This is a genomic window from Pasteurella canis, from assembly GCF_020810675.1.
Classification (GTDB): Bacteria; Pseudomonadota; Gammaproteobacteria; order Enterobacterales; family Pasteurellaceae; genus Pasteurella; species Pasteurella canis.
In genome coordinates this window covers 1,540,316-1,560,132 of the sequence record NZ_CP085871.1, presented here as the reverse complement: position 1 = coordinate 1,560,132, position 19,817 = coordinate 1,540,316, and the positions used below count along the sequence as shown (strand labels likewise).

Sequence of the window (19,817 nt, the reverse complement as noted above, 5' to 3'; positions counted from 1 at the left end):
TAATGAGTAAATTATCAACCCCAAGCGTATTAGCATTTGAACGTAACTTGGATATTTCAGATGCGATTTTTAGTCAAAAAGATAGTAAAAATGATCAAGGTGAGCTTACCGCACTACGCATCCGTGAAAAATCAGTACGTGGTACGATTTCAAACCGCCTTAAAAACGCGATTACAAATGATCCTGCAAAATTGGATGCAGAAACCGAAAAAGCGAATTTACAGCGTGTTGATGTAGCAACATTAGATAATGACAAAGATACTTTAGTGGCAAGTTTTAGTATGAAAGTATTGCCATTTACTGGGCGCCCAAATGTATGTAATGATCAGGACTATCAACAACAAGTTATGGCAGTGGTACAACAATATTTGACACAAACAGGTATTGATGAACTGGCCAAACGTTATGCAATGAATATCGTGAATGCCCGTTGGTTATGGCGTAATCGTATGGGGGCTGAGCATATTCAAATAGAAGTGAAGTGTGGTGAGGAAATTATTCGTTTTGATGATGCGAAACAATTTTCATTAAACAGCTTTACATATGAAGATAGCAAGATTCAAGATATTGCAGATGAAATTAAATCAGGCTTACTCGGTGAAAAATTTGTGATTCTTTATATCACAGCTTATGCCAATATGGGGTATGGACAAGAAGTGTATCCATCACAAGAACTTGTGTTAGATAACTCAACGACTAATCGCAAAAGTAAAATTTTGTATGAAATTAACCAAAAAGCAGGTATGCATTCTCAAAAAGTGGGTAATGCAATTCGTACGATTGATACTTGGTATGCCGATGAAGTTGTTTTCCCTATTGCAGCTGAACCTTATGGTGCAGTGACTACGTTAGGGACTGCATTCCGCCAACCTAAAGCAAAACTGGACTTTTATACGTTATTTGATAATTGGGTGCTTAAAGATGAAGTCCCAAGCATTGAACAACAGCATTATGTGATGAGTGTTTTAATCCGTGGTGGCGTCTTTGGAGCAAGCGGTAAGGAATAATCATGACAAGCCATTACATTGAACTAAAAGCAATCCCACAAATGGATATGCTACAAAGTGAAGTGGTTGGACATTGTATGCAAATATTACATAAATTCTTACCACACTTTGAAGGTCGTATGGGCGTTGCCTTCCCTGCTTACGGTTTAGGACGTACTCTCGGTGGTATTTTGCGTATTTTTGGTAGCGAAGATGACTGTAGGCGGCTTTATCAACAATTATCACAAGTAGGATTGCAGGATTATGCGTTGATCAGTAGTGTAAATAAAACTCCTCCTGTAGCAGAATATCGTTGTTATAGTCGTGTGCATCGTAAAGGACAAAGTACGATTCGTCGCACAGAAAAGTTCCTGAAGAGTATTGACAAATGGCGTGAAGGGATTCGTGAAGAAATGCAACAACGCCAACAAAATACACCTTATTTTCCACATGTACATTTAAAAAGTGCGAGCACAAATCAGTGTTTTATCTTGGCAATAAGAGTCAATAAAACCTCTCAGCCTCATATTGCTCAATTCAGTAGTTATGGATTAAGTAATAAAGCAACGGTGCCACACTTTTAACCTAATTTATAACCCTTTTTTCTAACTGGCTAAATTAACAAATGAGATCAAAGGGTTATAAATATGCTGTAAAAAAGGGTTTTTCTTTCAGATGCTCTTTAACAATTTGAAGAATCAATAAATTTTTATTAATATTCTTAGTTCAACATCGTATAGATGGCTTAGAAAAAAAACTTCGCAGTGGCAGGACTGACGATTACGTTCAACATCGTATAGATGGCTTAGAAAGATCTGTTTACCGCTTCATGCGCGACAAATTGGTTCAACATCGTATAGATGGCTTAGAAAATTTAGAAAGCGGAAAATTATTCATAAATGAAGTTCAACATCGTATAGATGGCTTAGAAAAAAGCGAAGTGTTTCAGGCGTTAATGAGTCTTGTTCAACATCGTATAGATGGCTTAGAAAGTAGAGCGTTTTGGCATAGATACCTCCATTACGTTCAACATCGTATAGATGGCTTAGAAAAAGCAATAAGCGCGCGGAATATGGAAGCCATAGTTCAACATCGTATAGATGGCTTAGAAATCTTTCCCTTGCGGTTGCGTTTGAAACCATTCGTTCAACATCGTATAGATGGCTTAGAAAACCTGAAGTGAATGAAAAAGGGCTTGCGTTAGGTTCAACATCGTATAGATGGCTTAGAAAAACATTGAGAGTCAAGTCAGGCTCACGTGGCAGTTCAACATCGTATAGATGGCTTAGAAATTGTGGGGTTTGCCTGTTTGTCCTGTGCCTTTGTTCAACATCGTATAGATGGCTTAGAAAATATCAACCCCCTTGATTTAATACATTAGATCGTTCAACATCGTATAGATGGCTTAGAAAATACTAAAGTTCGGGTGTAACAGAACTCCCGAGTTCAACATCGTATAGATGGCTTAGAAAAAGGTTTGGGTTCTTTCAAAATTTCTTTCTTGGTTCAACATCGTATAGATGGCTTAGAAAAGTCAACGGTCAGTATTCCGCGTGAAGAGATTGTTCAACATCGTATAGATGGCTTAGAAAAAGCACTTTTAGCACATGGGTTTCTCGCAACTGTTCAACATCGTATAGATGGCTTAGAAAACCATGGATATATAAAGCGTATAACTATCACGGTTCAACATCGTATAGATGGCTTAGAAATAATGCGATTGCTAGTGCATTGGTATATTGCTGTTCAACATCGTATAGATGGCTTAGAAAAATATTCGGCTGCGTCGCCGATTAAGCTGTAAGTTCAACATCGTATAGATGGCTTAGAAATTGCAGGGAATTGTCTATTAGCAAGCCTTAACGTTCAACATCGTATAGATGGCTTAGAAAATTGTCGCAGATAATCCTGCAGAAATAAGCTGGTTCAACATCGTATAGATGGCTTAGAAAAGTGCATCAAGCCCTTTTGCGCCAATTCCGCCGTTCAACATCGTATAGATGGCTTAGAAATTTCTAAATTGCCGAAAACAGATATAAAAAAGGTTCAACATCGTATAGATGGCTTAGAAACTTGAATACCTTGATTTTAATGCACCTGATATGTTCAACATCGTATAGATGGCTTAGAAATTGCAGGGAATTGGCTATTAGCAAGCCTTAACGTTCAACATCGTATAGATGGCTTAGAAATTATCCCAACAAGTCGGAAAAGGCGATTTAGCGTTCAACATCGTATAGATGGCTTAGAAATACAGGTGTCGTCTGTTGGTGATAAAGTAAGTGTTCAACATCGTATAGATGGCTTAGAAAAATAAACTGAGGATTAGTCATTGAATTCAAAAGTTCAACATCGTATAGATGGCTTAGAAAAATGTATTTTCGGAAATAAAAAGAGGCTAAAGGTTCAACATCGTATAGATGGCTTAGAAAGTAAACATACCAACCAAATCCTATGAACCAATGTTCAACATCGTATAGATGGCTTAGAAAAAGCAGATGGGGTAGAGTTGAAAATCTATTTGGTTCAACATCGTATAGATGGCTTAGAAAAAACTTGCAACCAGTGGACAAAATCAACGTTAGTTCAACATCGTATAGATGGCTTAGAAATTTTGGTAAAAAACTAAAACCTGTTTCGCCTTGTTCAACATCGTATAGATGGCTTAGAAAAGTTGAAGTTGTCACAAGTTGAAATTTAGAGAGTTCAACATCGTATAGATGGCTTAGAAATGATTAGAAGAATACCGTTTATTGGTTAAGGAGTTCAACATCGTATAGATGGCTTAGAAAATCAAGATTTCCATGCGTCCCTGAATGCCACCGTTCAACATCGTATAGATGGCTTAGAAAAGAAAAACAAACCTCAAGATTAAGTGATGAGAGTTCAACATCGTATAGATGGCTTAGAAATCTTACGATGCTAAACGATTTGAAAAATCAACGTTCAACATCGTATAGATGGCTTAGAAATAATTACCTTTGCCTCTTTCTATTAAAACAAGGTTCAACATCGTATAGATGGCTTAGAAATTTTTATGGATGTAATTTTGATGAAGTAGAAGGTTCAACATCGTATAGATGGCTTAGAAAGTCAGAGTGGCTTGATGGTAAAAAGATTAAAAGTTCAACATCGTATAGATGGCTTAGAAATCGTCTTTCACCTGCACGATGAACGTCTGATAGTTCAACATCGTATAGATGGCTTAGAAAAACTCTGGCGACGGCAACGACGGCGACAACAAGTTCAACATCGTATAGATGGCTTAGAAAAGTTGAAGTTGTCACAAGTTGAAATTTAGAGAGTTCAACATCGTATAGATGGCTTAGAAATGATTAGAAGAATACCGTTTATTGGTTAAGGAGTTCAACATCGTATAGATGGCTTAGAAATAATTACCTTTGCCTCTTTCTATTAAAACAAGGTTCAACATCGTATAGATGGCTTAGAAATTTTTATGGATGTAATTTTGATGAAGTAGAAGGTTCAACATCGTATAGATGGCTTAGAAAGTCAGAGTGGCTTGATGGTAAAAAGATTAAAAGTTCAACATCGTATAGATGGCTTAGAAATCGTCTTTCACCTGCACGATGAACGTCTGATAGTTCAACATCGTATAGATGGCTTAGAAAAACTCTGGCGACGGCAACGACGGCGACAACAAGTTCAACATCGTATAGATGGCTTAGAAATGGAAGAGCGTTGTTATCAACTTTCTTATCTAGTTCAACATCGTATAGATGGCTTAGAAATCACTCCAAAGAGGAAATTAATCGAATTAAAGGTTCAACATCGTATAGATGGCTTAGAAATTATAAGTGATCTTTTTTTCGTACTTATCTAAGTTCAACATCGTATAGATGGCTTAGAAATTCTCCTGTATCTCTGGAAAAAGGAAGTAATGGTTCAACATCGTATAGATGGCTTAGAAACTCGTTTAAATAGAACGCCTCCCACTTATCCCGTTCAACATCGTATAGATGGCTTAGAAATTTAAAATCGATTTTTACCGCAGTAGAGGTAGGTTCAACATCGTATAGATGGTTTAGAAAGTAAGCCAACACTTGCCAGTCTTCCGTCCAGCGTTCAACATCGTATAGATGGCTTAGAAATCAACAAGAGAAGATCTTGTTAAAGAGAAAGAGTTCAACATCGTATAGATGGCTTAGAAAGGTTATTGACAGAGCGAACTGGTTGGATAGATGTTCAACATCGTATAGATGGTTCATATCTGCTTAAATAAAGCTTATTATTTAAACATATTGAAAAAGTTAAATGTTATTTAATTTAGTTTAAACTGGATTTTAATATTTTTACACTTAGTTAAGGAGGATGTTGTGCGTAAGACACCTTATATTGCCTCTTCAGATTTAAAAACCATAATGCATTCTAAAAGAGCCAATATTTATTATTTAGAACACTGTCGAGTATTGTTAAATGGTGGACGAGTGGAATATGTGACTGATGAAGGTAAAGAGTCTTTATACTGGAATATCCCTATTGCTAATACTAGTTGCCTGCTATTGGGGAGTGGAACGTCTATTACACAAGCTGCAATGCGTGAACTATCAAAAGCAGGAGTGATGGTGGGTTTTTGTAGTGGCGGTGGTACGCCTTTATTCAATGGAACAGAAGCAGAAATTGGCTGTGAGTTTTTTAGTCCACAAAGTGAATATCGTCCTGTTATCTATTTACAACAATGGTGTCGTTTTTGGTTTGATGATGAAAAGCGGTTAAGCGTAGCCAAAACATTACAACAATGTCGATTATCTTTGTTAGAGGTTATTTGGGCTAAATTAGAATGGCATTATTCTGCTGAAAAACTCGCCGCACTTGTACAGCAATATCAACAAGAATTTACTCATGCAGAACATAGCCAAGCGTTGTTAGCATCAGAAGGGCGTTTAACGACTAAACTATATGCGCTCGCTAATCAGGCGACAATGAATGATCCTACTTTTAAACGCAGTGAGCGTGGTAATAGTATTGATGCAGTCAATCAGTTTTTAGATCATGGCAATTATTTAGCCTATGGCTTAGGCGCAACAGCTTGTTGGGTATTAGGATTACCGCACGGTTTAGCCGTATTACATGGCAAAACAAGACGAGGTGGTCTGGTTTTTGATGCAGCAGATATTATTAAAGACAGTATCATTTTACCGCAAGCATTTATTTCTGCACAAAATGGCGAGTCAGAAAAAGAATTTCGTCAAGCCTGTATCCAAAACCTTCTTCATTTTGGGGCATTAGATATTATTATTGATACGTTGAAACAACTTGCTTTACAGGGAGCGTCGGATGAATATTCTGCTAGTTAGTCAATGTCGGAAAAATGCGCTGACTGAAACTCGTCGCATCTTAGACCAATTTGCTGAGCGTTGTGGCGATTGTGTATGGCAAACGGCTATTACGCAAGCTGGGTTGGAAACTCTATATAAGATGTTGCGCCAAACTGCACGTAAAAATACAGCGGTCGCTTGTTATTGGACTCATGGTAAAAACAGGACAGAGTTATTATGGATTGTTGGTGATAAGCGCCAATTTAATGAGCAAGGGCGTGTACCGACGAATCGCACTCAGCGTAATATTTTACGTGTTGAAGATGAGGTGAATTGGAAAGATGCCTATTCTATTCAAATTTTGACCGCACTTGCTGCCTTGTTACATGATTTAGGCAAGTCGAGTGTTGGTTTTCAGAACAAGTTAATTAAAACAAAGAATGCTCCCAAAAAGGCTGATCCATATCGACATGAATGGATTTCTGCCCGCTTGTTTGAGGCGATGATCACTGGGTGTGAAACGGATCAGGATTGGCTTAAGCGGTTAGCTGATTGGGCTAAGTTTGAAGAGCAAAATCCTCACTGGCACGAAAATATTATTGAAGACGATATGGGAAAAGATTTCTCTGGTTTTGGTCATTTACCACCCATTGCTCAAGTGCTGATTTGGTTAATTACTTCTCATCACCGACTTCCATTTAGTCAGAATTTTTTCGTAGGTGGGCGAAATTATTTGAGGGATCTACGAGGTTGCTGCAAACGTGATTTTAATTCCTTTTTTAGTTATTATCGTCCGATAGAGCGTTGGGTGTTTAATGATTCACAGCATCCCACACCACAACATTTTTGGCAATTTGATACAATAGTGACACAAAGCCGTGCATGGCAGAAAGTGATGACTCGCTGGGCGAAAAAAGCACTTAATCATCCCGCCTTATTTTCCTCTTCCTACATTGAAAATCCTTTCGCCTTGTTATTAGCGCGTTTATCTTTAGTTGCTGGCGATCATTATTATTCTTCACAAGTGAGAAATACTGATTTAGGGGATAAAAAATGTATCTTATTAGCTAATACTGATGATGAAGGCAACGAAAAACAACGCTTAGATGAACATTTATTGGGAGTATGCCAGAGTGCAAGTCGATTTGCCCGTTTACTCCCTAAATTCAGCACAGAATTACCACATATTAAACAACATAAGCCTTTTGCTAAGCCTACAACAAGTCGTTTTGCTTGGCAGAATAATGTTGTTAATCTGGCAAAAAAAATACAAAAAAACAGTGAAACACAAGGTTTTTTTGGTGTGAATATGGCAAGTACAGGCTGTGGCAAAACCTTTGCTAATGCCAAGATGATGTATGCATTAAGTGATCCTGCTAAAGGAGCGAGATTAACGATTGCGTTAGGCTTACGTGTGCTAACCTTACAAACAGGTACTGCATTGAGTCAGCGTTTGGAATTACAGAATGCCAAGGAACAAGATTATTTAGCGGTGTTAGTGGGGAGTAGTGCAGTTAGAAAATTGTATGAGTTGCAGCAAGAGCGAGCACAGCAGCTAGCAGAACAGGGGAGTGAAAGTATCGAACAATGGTTCGAGAATATGACAGTTGCAGGTGCGACTTATATTGAAAGTGCGGTGGAAAATGAAGAAATTTCAGATTTTTTAACGAAGAAAGATCCAACAATGAAGAAATTACTGTATGCCCCACTCGTCAGTTGTACTTTAGATCATATTATTGCTGCATCAGAAAGTGTGCGAGGTGGGCATCATATAGTGCCGACATTGCGTTTGTTGACATCAGATTTAATTTTGGATGAGCCTGATGATTTTGGGCTGGAGGATTTACCTGCGCTCAGTCGTTTAGTGCATTTGGCAGGCTTGTTTGGTAGCCGTGTATTGCTTTCTTCTGCTACGTTGACGCCCGATTTTATCACGGGGCTATTCCGCGCTTATCAAGCAGGACGTCAAATTTATAACCAACAACAAGGCATTGTTGCAGAATTGCCCGTTTGTTGTGCTTGGGTAGATGAATTTCAGCAACAACAAATGGATTGTGGTAATGAGCAGATTTTTATGCAACAACATCAACAATTTGTCTTACAGCGTGCAGAAAATTTAGCTAAAAGTCCTGTGCGGCGCAAAGCCGAGATTTTGACTTTACCGTCATTATCACCTAATGAAAATGAAATGTTTAATTATCGATTATTAGCCGAACATTTATTGAAGAGTGCGGCAAAATTGCATAGTTTTCATGGGGAAATGGACAGTAAAAGTCAGAAAAAAGTCAGTATTGGTCTAGTGCGTTTTTCGAATATCACCCCTATGATTCCAATAGCACAAGCACTTTTGCAGCAGCAAGCACATGATGAATTGTCAGATTATTGCTTCCATCTGTGTTGTTATCATTCTAGACAATTATTATTATTGCGTTCTAATTTAGAAGAAAAACTTGATCGTTTATTAGATCGTCACGATCCACAAGACATATATCAACAACCTGAAATCATCTCTGCTTTAGCAAGTGATCCCGCTAAAAACCATGTATTCATTGTCCTGGGTAGTCCCGTCACAGAAGTTGGACGCGATCATGATTATGATTGGGCGATAGTTGATCCTTCTTCTATGCGTTCGATTATCCAGCTTGCAGGACGTGTCTGGCGACATCGTGCAGATAAAGTTGCAGAACAGCCAAATATGTATTTATTGCCGACCAACTGGCGAGGTTTGTCGCTAAAACGAAATTCTGATAAACCGATTTATCATCGCCCTGGTTTTGAAAGTGAGACAGATAAGCTGAGTTCGTATAAGTTAGCGCAATTAATTTCAGCAGCAGAACTATCACATATTCAAGCCACACCACGTATTGTGAAGCCAGCGAATTTACAACCGAGAGAAAGGTTAGCAGATTTAGAACATCAAGTTATCGCTAATTTATTGAATAATCCACGCGAAAATCATGTTAATTTGTATTGGGATCCTCGCTATACAAATAGATTATTGGCAAATTTACCTTTGATGACGCGTTTTCGACAAAGTCTGCCAGAGCAAGATATTGTCTGTAAATTCGATGATGACTCTGATTGGGGATTCTCGTTTTATGATATGGAGAATGTGAAACGAGATAATCTTAGTACTTCGTCTAATTTTGAATATAAACCACTACCTGACTGCCCACAAAGTATAGTGAAACCTTGGTTAAATCAGTCTTTAGAGGTTGCACTCGCGCAATTAGCTGAGGATTTAGAGTTAGATGATGTGAAAGCTGTCCCTGTTACCTATCTTAGTGTGTCCATTCCACTATATAATTTAAAATGGGATTACAATGAAATGCTGGGTTTTTGGGATACCAATAAGACTTTAATGTAATTGTTATAATTAGAAATAGCGCAATACAAATAGGATTGCGCTCTGTTTTTTAAGATGAAAGTGTCAGAAGTGCGGTGAGTTTTTGCAAAATTTCATCACTATGGATATTTTTCATACTGTCAGCAACAACATAATGTTGATTTTTGCCATAAGCACCAATAAGTCTGGGATCTGTCGCCCCATACAGTGTGATATTAGGTTTATCTAAGGCAGCACTTAAATGCGCCAATCCTGTATCGACTGAAACGATGGCATGAGCATTGACAATGTATTGGGCTAATTCTGATAGGCTCGATTTTGCTAGAATACGCGCAAGGGGTAAGTCTTGAGCAATATAATCTGCGCGTTGTTTTTCTAATGGATTTGACCAAGGTAGGTATACTGCTATACCAAGTGCAGTCAGTTTTTCTGCCAGTTGACGCCATTGTCGATCAGGTAGAAATTTATCTGCGCGTGTGGTGCCATGAAAGAATAACACATAAGGCTTTTCTGATACTTGTTGTGGAAAATGGCGCGCAATTGCATAGTCGCCTTGTGTTGTGGGTAATGAATAGCCTAAGCTTTGTGCAAATAATTGACGAATGCGCTCGACAGCATGTTGCTGATAGCTAATTGTGTAGTGTTTATCGTAAAACCAAGCCGCAATCGGTTCTCGTATAGAGTGGCGATCATAACCATGTTTACAACCATGCGCTAAACGTGTGGCGAAAAAAGCACTTTTGAATAAACCTTGAGTATCAATTACTGCATCATATTGTGTAGCTTGTAATAAAGAGCGGTAGTTTTTCCACTCATTTCTTGTTGCTGCCGTAAAAGGCGTCTTACGCCATCGACGTAGTGCAATAGGAATGACCTGTTTGACAGCACTGTGCCAATGTGGGATCTCTGCAAAGTTTTCCTCAACTACCCAGTCAAATGTTATATGCGGTATTGCACATTGTGCATCTGTTAAAGCAGGCAATGTGTGTAAGATATCGCCCATGGATGAGGTTTTAATCAAACAAACTTTCATACTTTACTTAGTAACTCAGTTAATTTTTCTAAGACCATTTCAGGTTGAATATCAATCAAACTTTGATGATAACCTTCTTCACTGTCTTTGCCTTTACGTACTTTAATTAAGCCACCTTCAATCAAGCGGATAATTACGGCTTGGTCAGATAAAGGCGGTGTATAAGTTGGACTTGTTGGACCATAAAGTGCAACTAAAGGGCGTTTAACTGCCGCGGCAATGTGCATTAATCCACTGTCGTTTGTAACGATAGCGGTACAATCTGCAATCAAATCTACCGCTTCATTTAACGATGTTTTTCCTGCTAGGTTGAGACAAAAATCACGTTTTTCAGGCGGTAAAGTTTGGCGGATTTGTTCGCCAACAGCCTCATCTTTTGCCGAGCCAAATAGTCGGATAGCATAACCTTGTTTAATCAACATATCAGCTAATTTAGCATAATGATAGTGAGGCCAGCGTTTTGCTGGACCAAATTCAGCACCAGGACAAAAACCAATAGCTGGGCGTTGTTGACAAAGTGCGGTTTGATTGTTGAATTTTTCCAGTGTAGTTGCTTGGTGTGTCGGATCAACTTGTAAGTAAGGTATAGGATAGACTAAGTGTTCTGCGCTCGGAACCATGCCTTTATCATAACCAAGTGCTGCATAACGTTGTACCATCATCGGATAGTCTTTTTTGTTACTGCGTAGATCATTTAAGAACATATAGCGGCTTTCCCCTTTCCAACCACGACGATGTGGAATTTTTGCGAAGAAAGGAATAAAGGCAGACTTAAGTGAGTTAGGCAGTACAATAGCCATATCGTATTGATTTCTTAGTGCTTTTCCCAAACGGTAACGATCACCCAAAGCAAAAGCACCATGTCCTAATGGCATCGTAATGGCTTGGCGTACTTCTGGCATACGGGCTAATAATGGTTTACACCAATCAGGTGCCATGACGTCAATATCACAATGAGGATATTGTTGTTTAAGTGTTTGATATAAACTATGTGACATCATCATGTCACCAACCCAAGACGGCCCAATCACTAAAATACGCATTATGATTCCATTAAGTTAGTCAAAAGAAGGTACTATTTTAATCTGCTTTATTAGGAAGAAAAATGTTTTTTCTTATTCATTTTGCTCTTTTAAGGCGAAATGACTTTCGCATTTACTTCAATAATTTCCCCGTTATCAAAAAATAAATGGATAGGATATTCATCGCCAATAGTAAGATCTTTTTCTGTATCAAAGACCATAATGTGTAATCCACCTCGTTTTAGTTCAGTGGTGCTTTGAGGTGGAATTGGAATACCAGTGACTTCGATCATTTTCCCATTTTGTGTACCGTGTAATTCTAAACGTGCCTTATCTTTACTTTGTACAATCGCAAGGTTCACTTCCTGCTCACTGTCATTACGCAGTTGCATAAAAATAGCAGTAGGTTCTCCTTTTTGCGCAGTAAAAATCACAGGCTGCTGTACACTTATTTTGGCAAATAATATTGTTGGTAAAAGAGCGGTACAAACTAAGGCAATTTTGTATAAGTATTTCATATTAACATCGCGTTATGTATAAATTATCCTCAGTATTATACGTGCTAAAAAGAAAAAATGCCGTGATAACTTCACGGCATTCGACATAAACTCAACTTTATATTTTAGCTTGTGCTCGCTTACCTAAAATCAAGGTGACTGAAAAGGCGATAGTAGCTGAGATCAGCATGCCAATAATATACATCACCAAGCTATCAGGCTTAATTGATGGAATACCTGGTAAGCCTGCTGCCCCTAAGGCGATTGCTTTGACATTAAAGAAGGCAATAAAAGCACTGGAAATCCCCGCTCCTGTCATAGCGGCAATAAAAGGATAACGATAACGTAAGTTTACGCCAAACATTGCTGGTTCTGTGATACCTAATAATGCACTGATACCTGAAGGTACAGCAATTCCGCGTACTTTTGGATCTTTCATGACAAATGCTGCTCCTAAGCAAGCGGCACCTTGAGCGATATTTGACATAGCGGCTATTGGGAAAATGAATGTACCACCAGTGCGTGCAATTTCGGCTAATAGCTGAGTTTCGACTGCAATAAACGTCTGGTGCATACCAGTGATCACAATTGGCGCATAAAGCGTACCGAAGATTGCGCCACCAACAAAGCCAAGTGTGTCATATAACCAAGTAAGACCACTACTAATTAAAGAACCTGCTTCACGTCCAAATGGACCGATAATAGTGAACGCTAATAATCCTGTAATAAATAAGGCAAAGAGTGGCGTAATTAAATTATCTAAGAAAGAAGGAACAACTTTACGCAAGTTTTTTTCTAGCGTTGCAAGTACCCAAGAAGCAATGAGTACAGGAATAACGGTACCTTGATAGCCAACACGCTCTATCTCAAGTCCAAAAATTTGCCAATATTGAATATTGCCATTCGCTAGCGTTAAGGCATAATTCCAGCCATCTGCTAAAGCTGGATGGACAAGTAACATTCCCAAGGCAGCACCCAAATAAGGATTACCTCCAAATTTTCGGGTCGCGGAGAAACCTAATAACACAGGTAAGAAAACAAAAGGCGCATTAGCAACAGTATTAATAAAATCAACTAAATGCGCAATAGCTGGGTAAAGATCAACGACATTTTTTTCCTCCACAAAGAAACCTTTTGCTGTCAGCATACTGTGGATACCCATTAATAAACCGCCTGCTACAATTGCAGGGATAATCGGGACGAAAATATCTGCCAAGCCTTTAACTGCACGTTGAAATAAGCCTTGTTTTTCATTGCCTGCAGCAGCGACATCAGCACTGGTCATATCGCCGATACCTAATTGTTGACTTAATTCGGTATACACTTTATTTACTGTTCCTGAACCAAAAATAATTTGGTACTGTCCAGCGACAGCAAATTGCCCCTTAACGCCTTCAATGTTTTCGATGGCTTCTTTATCAATTTTCGTTTCGTCAACGACAACTAAGCGCAAACGTGTTGCACAGTGTGCAGCTGCTGAAATATTCTCTTTGCCGCCTAATTTTTCAATGACTTGCTGAGCAATAAGTGGGAAGTTCATATGAGTCACCTTTTAATCCATAAATGTATTTAATCATCATTTTTTATTTTAACTAAAACGTTTTAGTTTTGAAACTGTAATTAACTAAAACGTTTTAGTTTTGTGTGATAGATCACATTTTTATTTATAAGGGAAGTACATTGTGTATAAAGTTATCAATCAACATAATGTAGTTGATTAAACCTTCATTAAGGCAAAATAGGAGATATTTTTATCAATATAGAAATAAGAAAGAGAAAGATTAATCACGATAAATAATTTCACAATCAATTTTAAGATTGTGTGTTTTTTCACCTTGTAACATTTTTTGTACCATTTCAAAAGTGTGTTTTGCAATAGTTTGGTGATCTTGTTTAATAGAATGAATGTGAAAAGGTAGTGCATTTAACAGAGCATGATCATCAAAAGTAGCTAAATGTAATTGACGATTGAATAACTTTTCCATTTGTTGATGTTCTGTGAGATAGTGTAGTACACCTTCTAGTAAGGTATAAGAGGCGGTAAAAATTGCATTTGGTAAACGCCCTAAGCGTTGTTGCAGGTCAGCTAACATTTGATAGCCTGATTCAGGCTGATAAGTGCGGTGTAAAATCCACTCATTTTTTGGTGTCACGTGAGCTTGTGTAAGTCCTGTTAAAAAGCCTTGTAAACGTGATTCACTAGGAGAAAGAGCTAATTGACCGCCAAAATAGAAGAATTCTTTAAGTTGATATTTTTGTATTAGATATTGAATCAGTTTTGCAATTTTATTTTGATCATTACTGATGATGTAAGGAAGATCCAGATTTGGTACATAGCGATCTAGCTGTAAAATAGGGGTTTGCTGTGCAATTTGTTGATAATAATACGGATCTTGATGTGTTGGAGCTGTAATCAAAAAATCAATTTGGCGATCCAATAAACGCTCAATAGCGAGTTTTTCTTGTTGTGGATTATCATCAGAACAAGCAATAACTAACTGTAAACCATTTTCGCGGCATTGTTTTTCTAACATTTTTGCAGTGTAAGCAAAACCATAGTTAGTTAAATCAGGAATAACCAAGCCAATGACATTAGAGCGTTGCATTTTCAGTGATTTTGCATAAACATTAGCGCGATATCCTGCCGTTTCTGCAATGTTTTTTACACGCTGACAAGTTTCAGGTTTGATCTTAAATTCTTCACCACGTCCATTTAAAATCATACTGACAGTCGTTGTTGATAAACCACTCAATGTGGCTATATCATTCAGTGTGACTCGTTTTTTGTGCGTGTTTTTTATCTTATTCACGATATAGTCCATTATGTAATCGAAATTGCGGGTAATTGTGCCACAGAAACCCGAATTGGGCGAGAACAGGTTATTTGGTTTTCACGTTGTTCAATAAAAAATCGTGATGTCATTACTTTTTCGCCATCATTGAGAAAAATTTCTATTACAGAGCGGTCAAAAAAGATCTCGACTTTGTTTAGTTGACTGATTTCGCAATGGCGTTGTGTACCAAAGGCTTGCATAATTTCAGTCTGTTTTGTCTGTGTTCTGTCTAAACTAAATAGCCCATTGCGATAGCTTATAATCAGCCTATGTTCAGCATTATTATTAAAAAAAGCCATTTCAAAATCTTGATTGTCAGGTTCAAACATTAAATAGGCGGTATCTAATCCTGCTATAATTTGTGGCTGTTGTATAGAAAATACTTGGCTTACACCTAATTGTGTATAAATTTGTGCAATAGGTCTTTGGTAGAGCCTATTTTGTTTTAAAGTCAATTGTCGTGGTAAGCTTAACATAGAATGCCATTGATAGTGATCGGTTGGATATGTTAAGTCAGGTAATCCAACCCAGCCATAAAGAATACCTTCACTTTGATAAACAGTTTGTGGTGCATAAAAATCAAATCCATAATCGAGTTCTTCAATATGTTCACTATGGAAAGTCATATTATGTAATTTACCGACAGCATAAGTTGCATGATAGTTGTTTTGGAAGCGGTGTGTTTCGCGTACTTTACCTTGTGGTGACCAAATAAAAATAGATTTATCTGCTAATTGGAATAGATCTGGACATTCCCACATAAAAACATGTTGGTTATCAAAATGGGTGAGAGACAGTTCTCCTAACAACTGAGGTGAGCTATCAATATTAGGCATTTCATATAACAACGCAGTACCCGTACCATTTTTTCGCTGTGCACCAAGAATAAAACAGATTTTACCTTCGGCCGTGATGAATGGTTTAGGATCACGTACATGTTCAGTGTAGCCTTCAGGTACTTGGCTGAGTAAACAACGTTTTTCAAGCAACTTACCGTCTTGAGTAAAAATAGCAATATTTTGATATGGAATCCGCTGATTTTCTTGGTTTCGTGTATTTCCTGTATAAAACGCGATAATATTATCTTGCCATAATATTGCACCGCCAGAATAGCAACCGTGTGATTCAAAGTGTTGATCGGGAATTAAGGGATCAGCATAAGTAAACTGTTGAAAGTTTTCGGTGATTAAATGCTGCCAATGTTTCATACCGTGTATGGCATCATAAGGAAACCATTGATAAAAGATATGGTAATTTTTGCCATCAAAAATTAACCCATTTGGATCATTTAATAAACCTGTATCGGCAGCCAAATGATAAGTTGGACGAAATTGTTTATCAGACAGGACTTGTTGGCGAATTTGATCTAACTCACCAGCAGATTGTGCATGTAGGCTTTTGTATTTGCCTTGGTTGAAAATATACATACGACACTCCGAAATTAGCCATCATGAGCTCATGTTATTGTGCAAGAAAGCGCTCTAATTCAATTCGAGTTGGCAAAGCTGACATTGCCCCTTTTGCAGTTGTAGCTAAAGCACCGCAGGCATTCGCTTGTCGGATAATAGGAATAAGTGCGGTTGAGGTTTGCCACGTTTCGACTTGAGAGAGTCCCGCTAATAAGCCACTAACAAAGGCGTCTCCAGCTCCTGTTGTATCTACTGGTTGTAATGCTTTACCTGCAATAATTTGGCTTTCGCCGTGTAAATGATAAGCTGCACCAGCTTTTCCTAAAGTCACAATAATCAGTTTTTCAGGATATTGGGTAGCGAGTGCTTGTGTTGCCTGTTCTAGACTGCTGCTATTAGTGAGTAAGATGAGTTCTTCTTCTGAAAACTTGAGTACATCAGCTTGAGCAATGACTTGGTTGACCACGCTTTTCATTTCATCATGACTTGACCAAAGTGATTCACGTAGATTTGGATCAAAAGAGAAAAAGCCACCTTTGTTTTTAATTCGCTGAATAGCTTCTAATGTCGTTTGACGAGAAGGGTTATGAATTAATGCAATTGAACAACAGTGTAACCAATCATTTTTTTGAAATTCAGGCAAGTCAGATACCTCTAAAAATTGATCTGCACTTGGGTTAACCATGAAAGTAAAACTGCGTTCACCATTCTCTAAAGAGACAATAACTGTAGAGGTCCGTTGCTGTGGATCTAATATCATTTGTTGTGTGCAGACTTTTTCATGTTGTAATGTTTCTTGCATAAAACGACCAAATGGATCATCACCTACACGGCCAATAAAGCCAGTATTACCGCCTAAACGTGCAATTCCAACAGCGACATTAGCTGGTGCACCACCAGGACAGCGCAAATAATGGTGCTGACCGTCAGGAATTAAATCAACAACTGCATCACCTAATACCCAAATCTTACTCATCGTGAATCCCCTTTACTGATTTTATAATTAATAATATTAACTAAAACGTTTTAGTTTTTCAATTTTGGTTTTAAAATTTGAGATCAAGATCAAATTTTGAAATACAAATAGGCAACTTTAAAAAGGTATGAAAAAATGCTATATTGTCCGCCGATTTTTTATCTTCATTTATCTGACAATATGGCAAATTATTACGAGATTACTCTGGCTCTTGCAGGTGTGTGCCAAGCTGCAAAATTAGTACAACAGTTTGCCCATAAGGGACAAGCTGATGAAGCAGCACTGAAAGCAAGTCTAAATACATTATTGCAAATGAATCCAGAAGATACATTAGCTGTCTTTGGTGGACATGAACAACATTTAAAACTGGGACTAGAAACTTTGCTTGAGCAAATGAATGGCAGTGGTTCTGATCTCAGTCGATATTGGATCAGTCTATTAGCATTAGAGGGGAAATTAAATAAAGATCCTAAAGCTAAAACTGAACTTGCGCGTCGTATTCAATATTTACCGACTCAACTTGAACATTATGATTTGCTTGATGAGCAAATGTTATCTACTTTAGCAAGTATTTATGTGGATGTGATTAGCCCATTAGGTCGTAAAATCCAAGTGACTGGCTCAACGCTTTATTTACAGCAGCCAGCTATGCATAATCGGATCCGAGCTTGTTTGTTGGCAGGAATTCGTTCTGCGGTCTTATGGAAACAAGTAGGCGGAACAAAATGGCAGATTTTGTTCTCACGTCGCAAAATTACTGCCATGGCAAAACAAATTTATTCTTCACTTTAATCATCTTATTTATGGAGCAAACCGCTATGCAACTTAACGCATTAACTGCACTTTCCCCTATTGATGGACGCTACCAAGAGAAGGCAAATTCATTACGTCATATTTTTAGTGAATTCGGCTTATTAAAATTTCGTGTTACTGTTGAAGTGCGTTGGTTACAAAAATTAGCAGCAACTCCACAAATTCAAGAAGTGCCTATATTATCGAAAGAAGCAAACGATTACCTTAACCACATAGTTGATCATTTCAGTTTGCAAGATGCAGGGCGAATTAAGGAAATTGAACGCACGACTAATCATGATGTGAAAGCAGTTGAATATTTCTTAAAAGAAAAAAGTGAAGCTTTATCTGAACTTGCAAAAGTGAGTGAGTTTATTCATTTTGCTTGTACTTCAGAAGATATTAACAACCTTTCACATGCCTTAATGTTAAAGACAGCGCGTGAAGAAGTTATTTTACCAGAGTGGCAAAAATTAATTGATGACATCAGTGCACTTGCACAGGAATATAAATCTATTCCATTACTTTCGCGTACACATGGACAGCCTGCATCACCTTCAACAATAGGCAAAGAAATGGCGAATGTCGTATATCGTTTAAAACGCCAATTTAAGCAATTACAACAAATTGAGATGCTAGGTAAAATTAATGGAGCAGTGGGAAACTATAATGCTCATTTGTCAGCCTATCCTGAAATTGATTGGCATAACTTCAGTCAGGAATTTGTAACATCATTAGGTTTAACTTGGAATCCTTATACGACACAAATTGAACCACATGACTATATTGCAGAATTTTTTGATAATGTGGCGCGTTTTAATACGATTATTATCGATTTTGATCGTGATTTGTGGGGATATATTGCATTAAACCACTTTAAACAACGTACTATTGCAGGTGAAATTGGTTCGTCAACAATGCCACATAAAGTGAATCCAATTGATTTTGAAAATTCAGAAGGTAATTTAGGCTTAGCAAATGCAGTCATGGCACATTTAGGTGCGAAATTACCTATTTCACGTTGGCAACGTGATTTAACAGATTCGACAGTATTGCGTAATTTAGGGGTCGGACTGGGTTATTGTTTGATTGCTTATGCTGCTACTCGTAAAGGGATCAGTAAATTAGAAGTCAATGAGCAACATTTACTTGATGAATTAGATCAAAATTGGGAAGTACTTGCAGAACCAATTCAAACAGTCATGCGCCGTTACGGTATTGAAAAACCGTATGAGAAATTGAAAGAGCTTACTCGTGGTAAACGTGTCGATGCCGTAGCTATGCGTGAATTTATTGAGACGCTTGACATTCCAGTTGAAGAAAAAAGACGTTTACAGCAAATGGCACCAGCAACTTATATTGGCGCGGCAATTGAGTTAGTTGAAAAATTATAATTGGATTAAATTTTAATCATATTTATTTTTTTAAAGTTAAATAATTTGTTTTAAATTTAAACTGAATTAAAAAGGCTATGTGAATAATCCATAGCCTTTTTTCGTTATTTTAAATAAATTAAATTAATTCACTTATAAAAAATAAAAAAATGTTGCAGTCAATATTGTTTGTTAATTCATCAATTGTTGATTGAATTGCTATATGTGTGAATTAAATCACATAAAATACGATTTTTTTTAAAGCATTTT

At 37.6% G+C, this 19,817-nt stretch carries 13 protein-coding genes and 1 CRISPR repeat array; of the genes, 6 read left to right on the top strand and 7 right to left on the bottom strand.

Translation table 11 applies throughout. The annotated features are described in order from the left end of the window. Positions 1 to 2: 2 nt before the first annotated feature. The 4 genes from csy3 (at position 3) to cas3f (ending at position 9,632) form a co-directional block, all read left to right on the top strand. Positions 3 to 1,007: a type I-F CRISPR-associated protein Csy3 gene (gene csy3 / locus K7G93_RS07255; RefSeq protein ID WP_224045715.1), complete on the top strand. Its 1,005-nt coding sequence runs from the start codon at positions 3 to 5 to the stop codon at positions 1,005 to 1,007. A gap of 2 nt (positions 1,008 to 1,009) precedes the next feature. Next, positions 1,010 to 1,570: a type I-F CRISPR-associated endoribonuclease Cas6/Csy4 gene (cas6f, locus tag K7G93_RS07250; RefSeq protein WP_224045714.1), complete on the top strand. Its 561-nt coding sequence runs from the start codon at positions 1,010 to 1,012 to the stop codon at positions 1,568 to 1,570. 140 nt (positions 1,571 to 1,710) lie between these two features. Further along, positions 1,711 to 5,218: a CRISPR direct-repeat array (repeat unit 28 nt; unit sequence GTTCAACATCGTATAGATGGCTTAGAAA). A 105-nt stretch (positions 5,219 to 5,323) separates the two neighbouring features. Further along, the gene (cas1f, locus tag K7G93_RS07245; protein ID WP_226690864.1) at positions 5,324 to 6,304 is read left to right on the top strand and encodes a type I-F CRISPR-associated endonuclease Cas1f; all 981 of its coding nucleotides are present in this window, start codon (positions 5,324 to 5,326) and stop codon (positions 6,302 to 6,304) included. Beyond that, positions 6,285 to 9,632, top strand: coding sequence for a type I-F CRISPR-associated helicase Cas3f (gene cas3f, locus K7G93_RS07240; RefSeq protein ID WP_226690863.1), 3,348 nt, complete (start codon positions 6,285 to 6,287; stop codon positions 9,630 to 9,632). Before cas1f ends, cas3f begins: the two co-directional genes overlap by 20 nt. A 49-nt stretch (positions 9,633 to 9,681) precedes the next feature. Here cas3f and rfaC read toward each other — a convergent pair whose 3' ends face one another. From rfaC to cscK, 7 genes are all read right to left on the bottom strand, one after another. Next, positions 9,682 to 10,644 carry a lipopolysaccharide heptosyltransferase RfaC gene (rfaC, locus tag K7G93_RS07235; protein ID WP_226690862.1) on the bottom strand — a complete coding sequence of 321 codons (963 nt, stop codon included), beginning with the start codon at positions 10,642 to 10,644 and terminating at the stop codon, positions 9,682 to 9,684. Next, complete coding sequence (gene waaF, locus K7G93_RS07230) at positions 10,641 to 11,687, bottom strand: lipopolysaccharide heptosyltransferase II (protein ID WP_115323169.1); 1,047 nt, start codon at positions 11,685 to 11,687, stop codon at positions 10,641 to 10,643. Before waaF ends, rfaC begins: the two co-directional genes overlap by 4 nt. An 89-nt stretch (positions 11,688 to 11,776) precedes the next feature. Continuing rightward, complete coding sequence (locus tag K7G93_RS07225; protein WP_226690861.1) at positions 11,777 to 12,184, bottom strand: copper chaperone PCu(A)C; 408 nt, start codon at positions 12,182 to 12,184, stop codon at positions 11,777 to 11,779. A 97-nt stretch (positions 12,185 to 12,281) separates the two neighbouring features. After that, complete coding sequence (locus K7G93_RS07220) at positions 12,282 to 13,703, bottom strand: sucrose-specific PTS transporter subunit IIBC (RefSeq protein WP_115323167.1); 1,422 nt, start codon at positions 13,701 to 13,703, stop codon at positions 12,282 to 12,284. A gap of 241 nt (positions 13,704 to 13,944) precedes the next feature. Then, positions 13,945 to 14,964 (bottom strand): LacI family DNA-binding transcriptional regulator, encoded by a 1,020-nt coding sequence (locus K7G93_RS07215; RefSeq protein WP_228400523.1) that lies wholly within the window; start codon positions 14,962 to 14,964, stop codon positions 13,945 to 13,947. Between the two features lie 20 nt (positions 14,965 to 14,984). Next, a complete protein-coding gene (locus K7G93_RS07210) occupies positions 14,985 to 16,424 on the bottom strand; it encodes a glycoside hydrolase family 32 protein (RefSeq protein WP_226690860.1) in 1,440 nt (479 codons plus the stop codon). Between the two features lie 34 nt (positions 16,425 to 16,458). Next, positions 16,459 to 17,382, bottom strand: coding sequence for a fructokinase (gene cscK / locus K7G93_RS07205; RefSeq protein ID WP_228400344.1), 924 nt, complete (start codon positions 17,380 to 17,382; stop codon positions 16,459 to 16,461). 180 nt (positions 17,383 to 17,562) lie between these two features. Between cscK and hflD the strand changes: the two genes are divergently transcribed. Then, on the top strand, positions 17,563 to 18,174 hold the full coding sequence (gene hflD, locus K7G93_RS07200) for a high frequency lysogenization protein HflD (RefSeq protein WP_049215732.1): 612 nt from the start codon (positions 17,563 to 17,565) through the stop codon (positions 18,172 to 18,174). A gap of 26 nt (positions 18,175 to 18,200) precedes the next feature. Beyond that, entirely contained in the window at positions 18,201 to 19,568 is a 1,368-nt protein-coding gene (purB, locus tag K7G93_RS07195; protein WP_228400522.1) for an adenylosuccinate lyase, read from the top strand. The last annotated feature ends 249 nt before the right edge of the window (positions 19,569 to 19,817 follow it).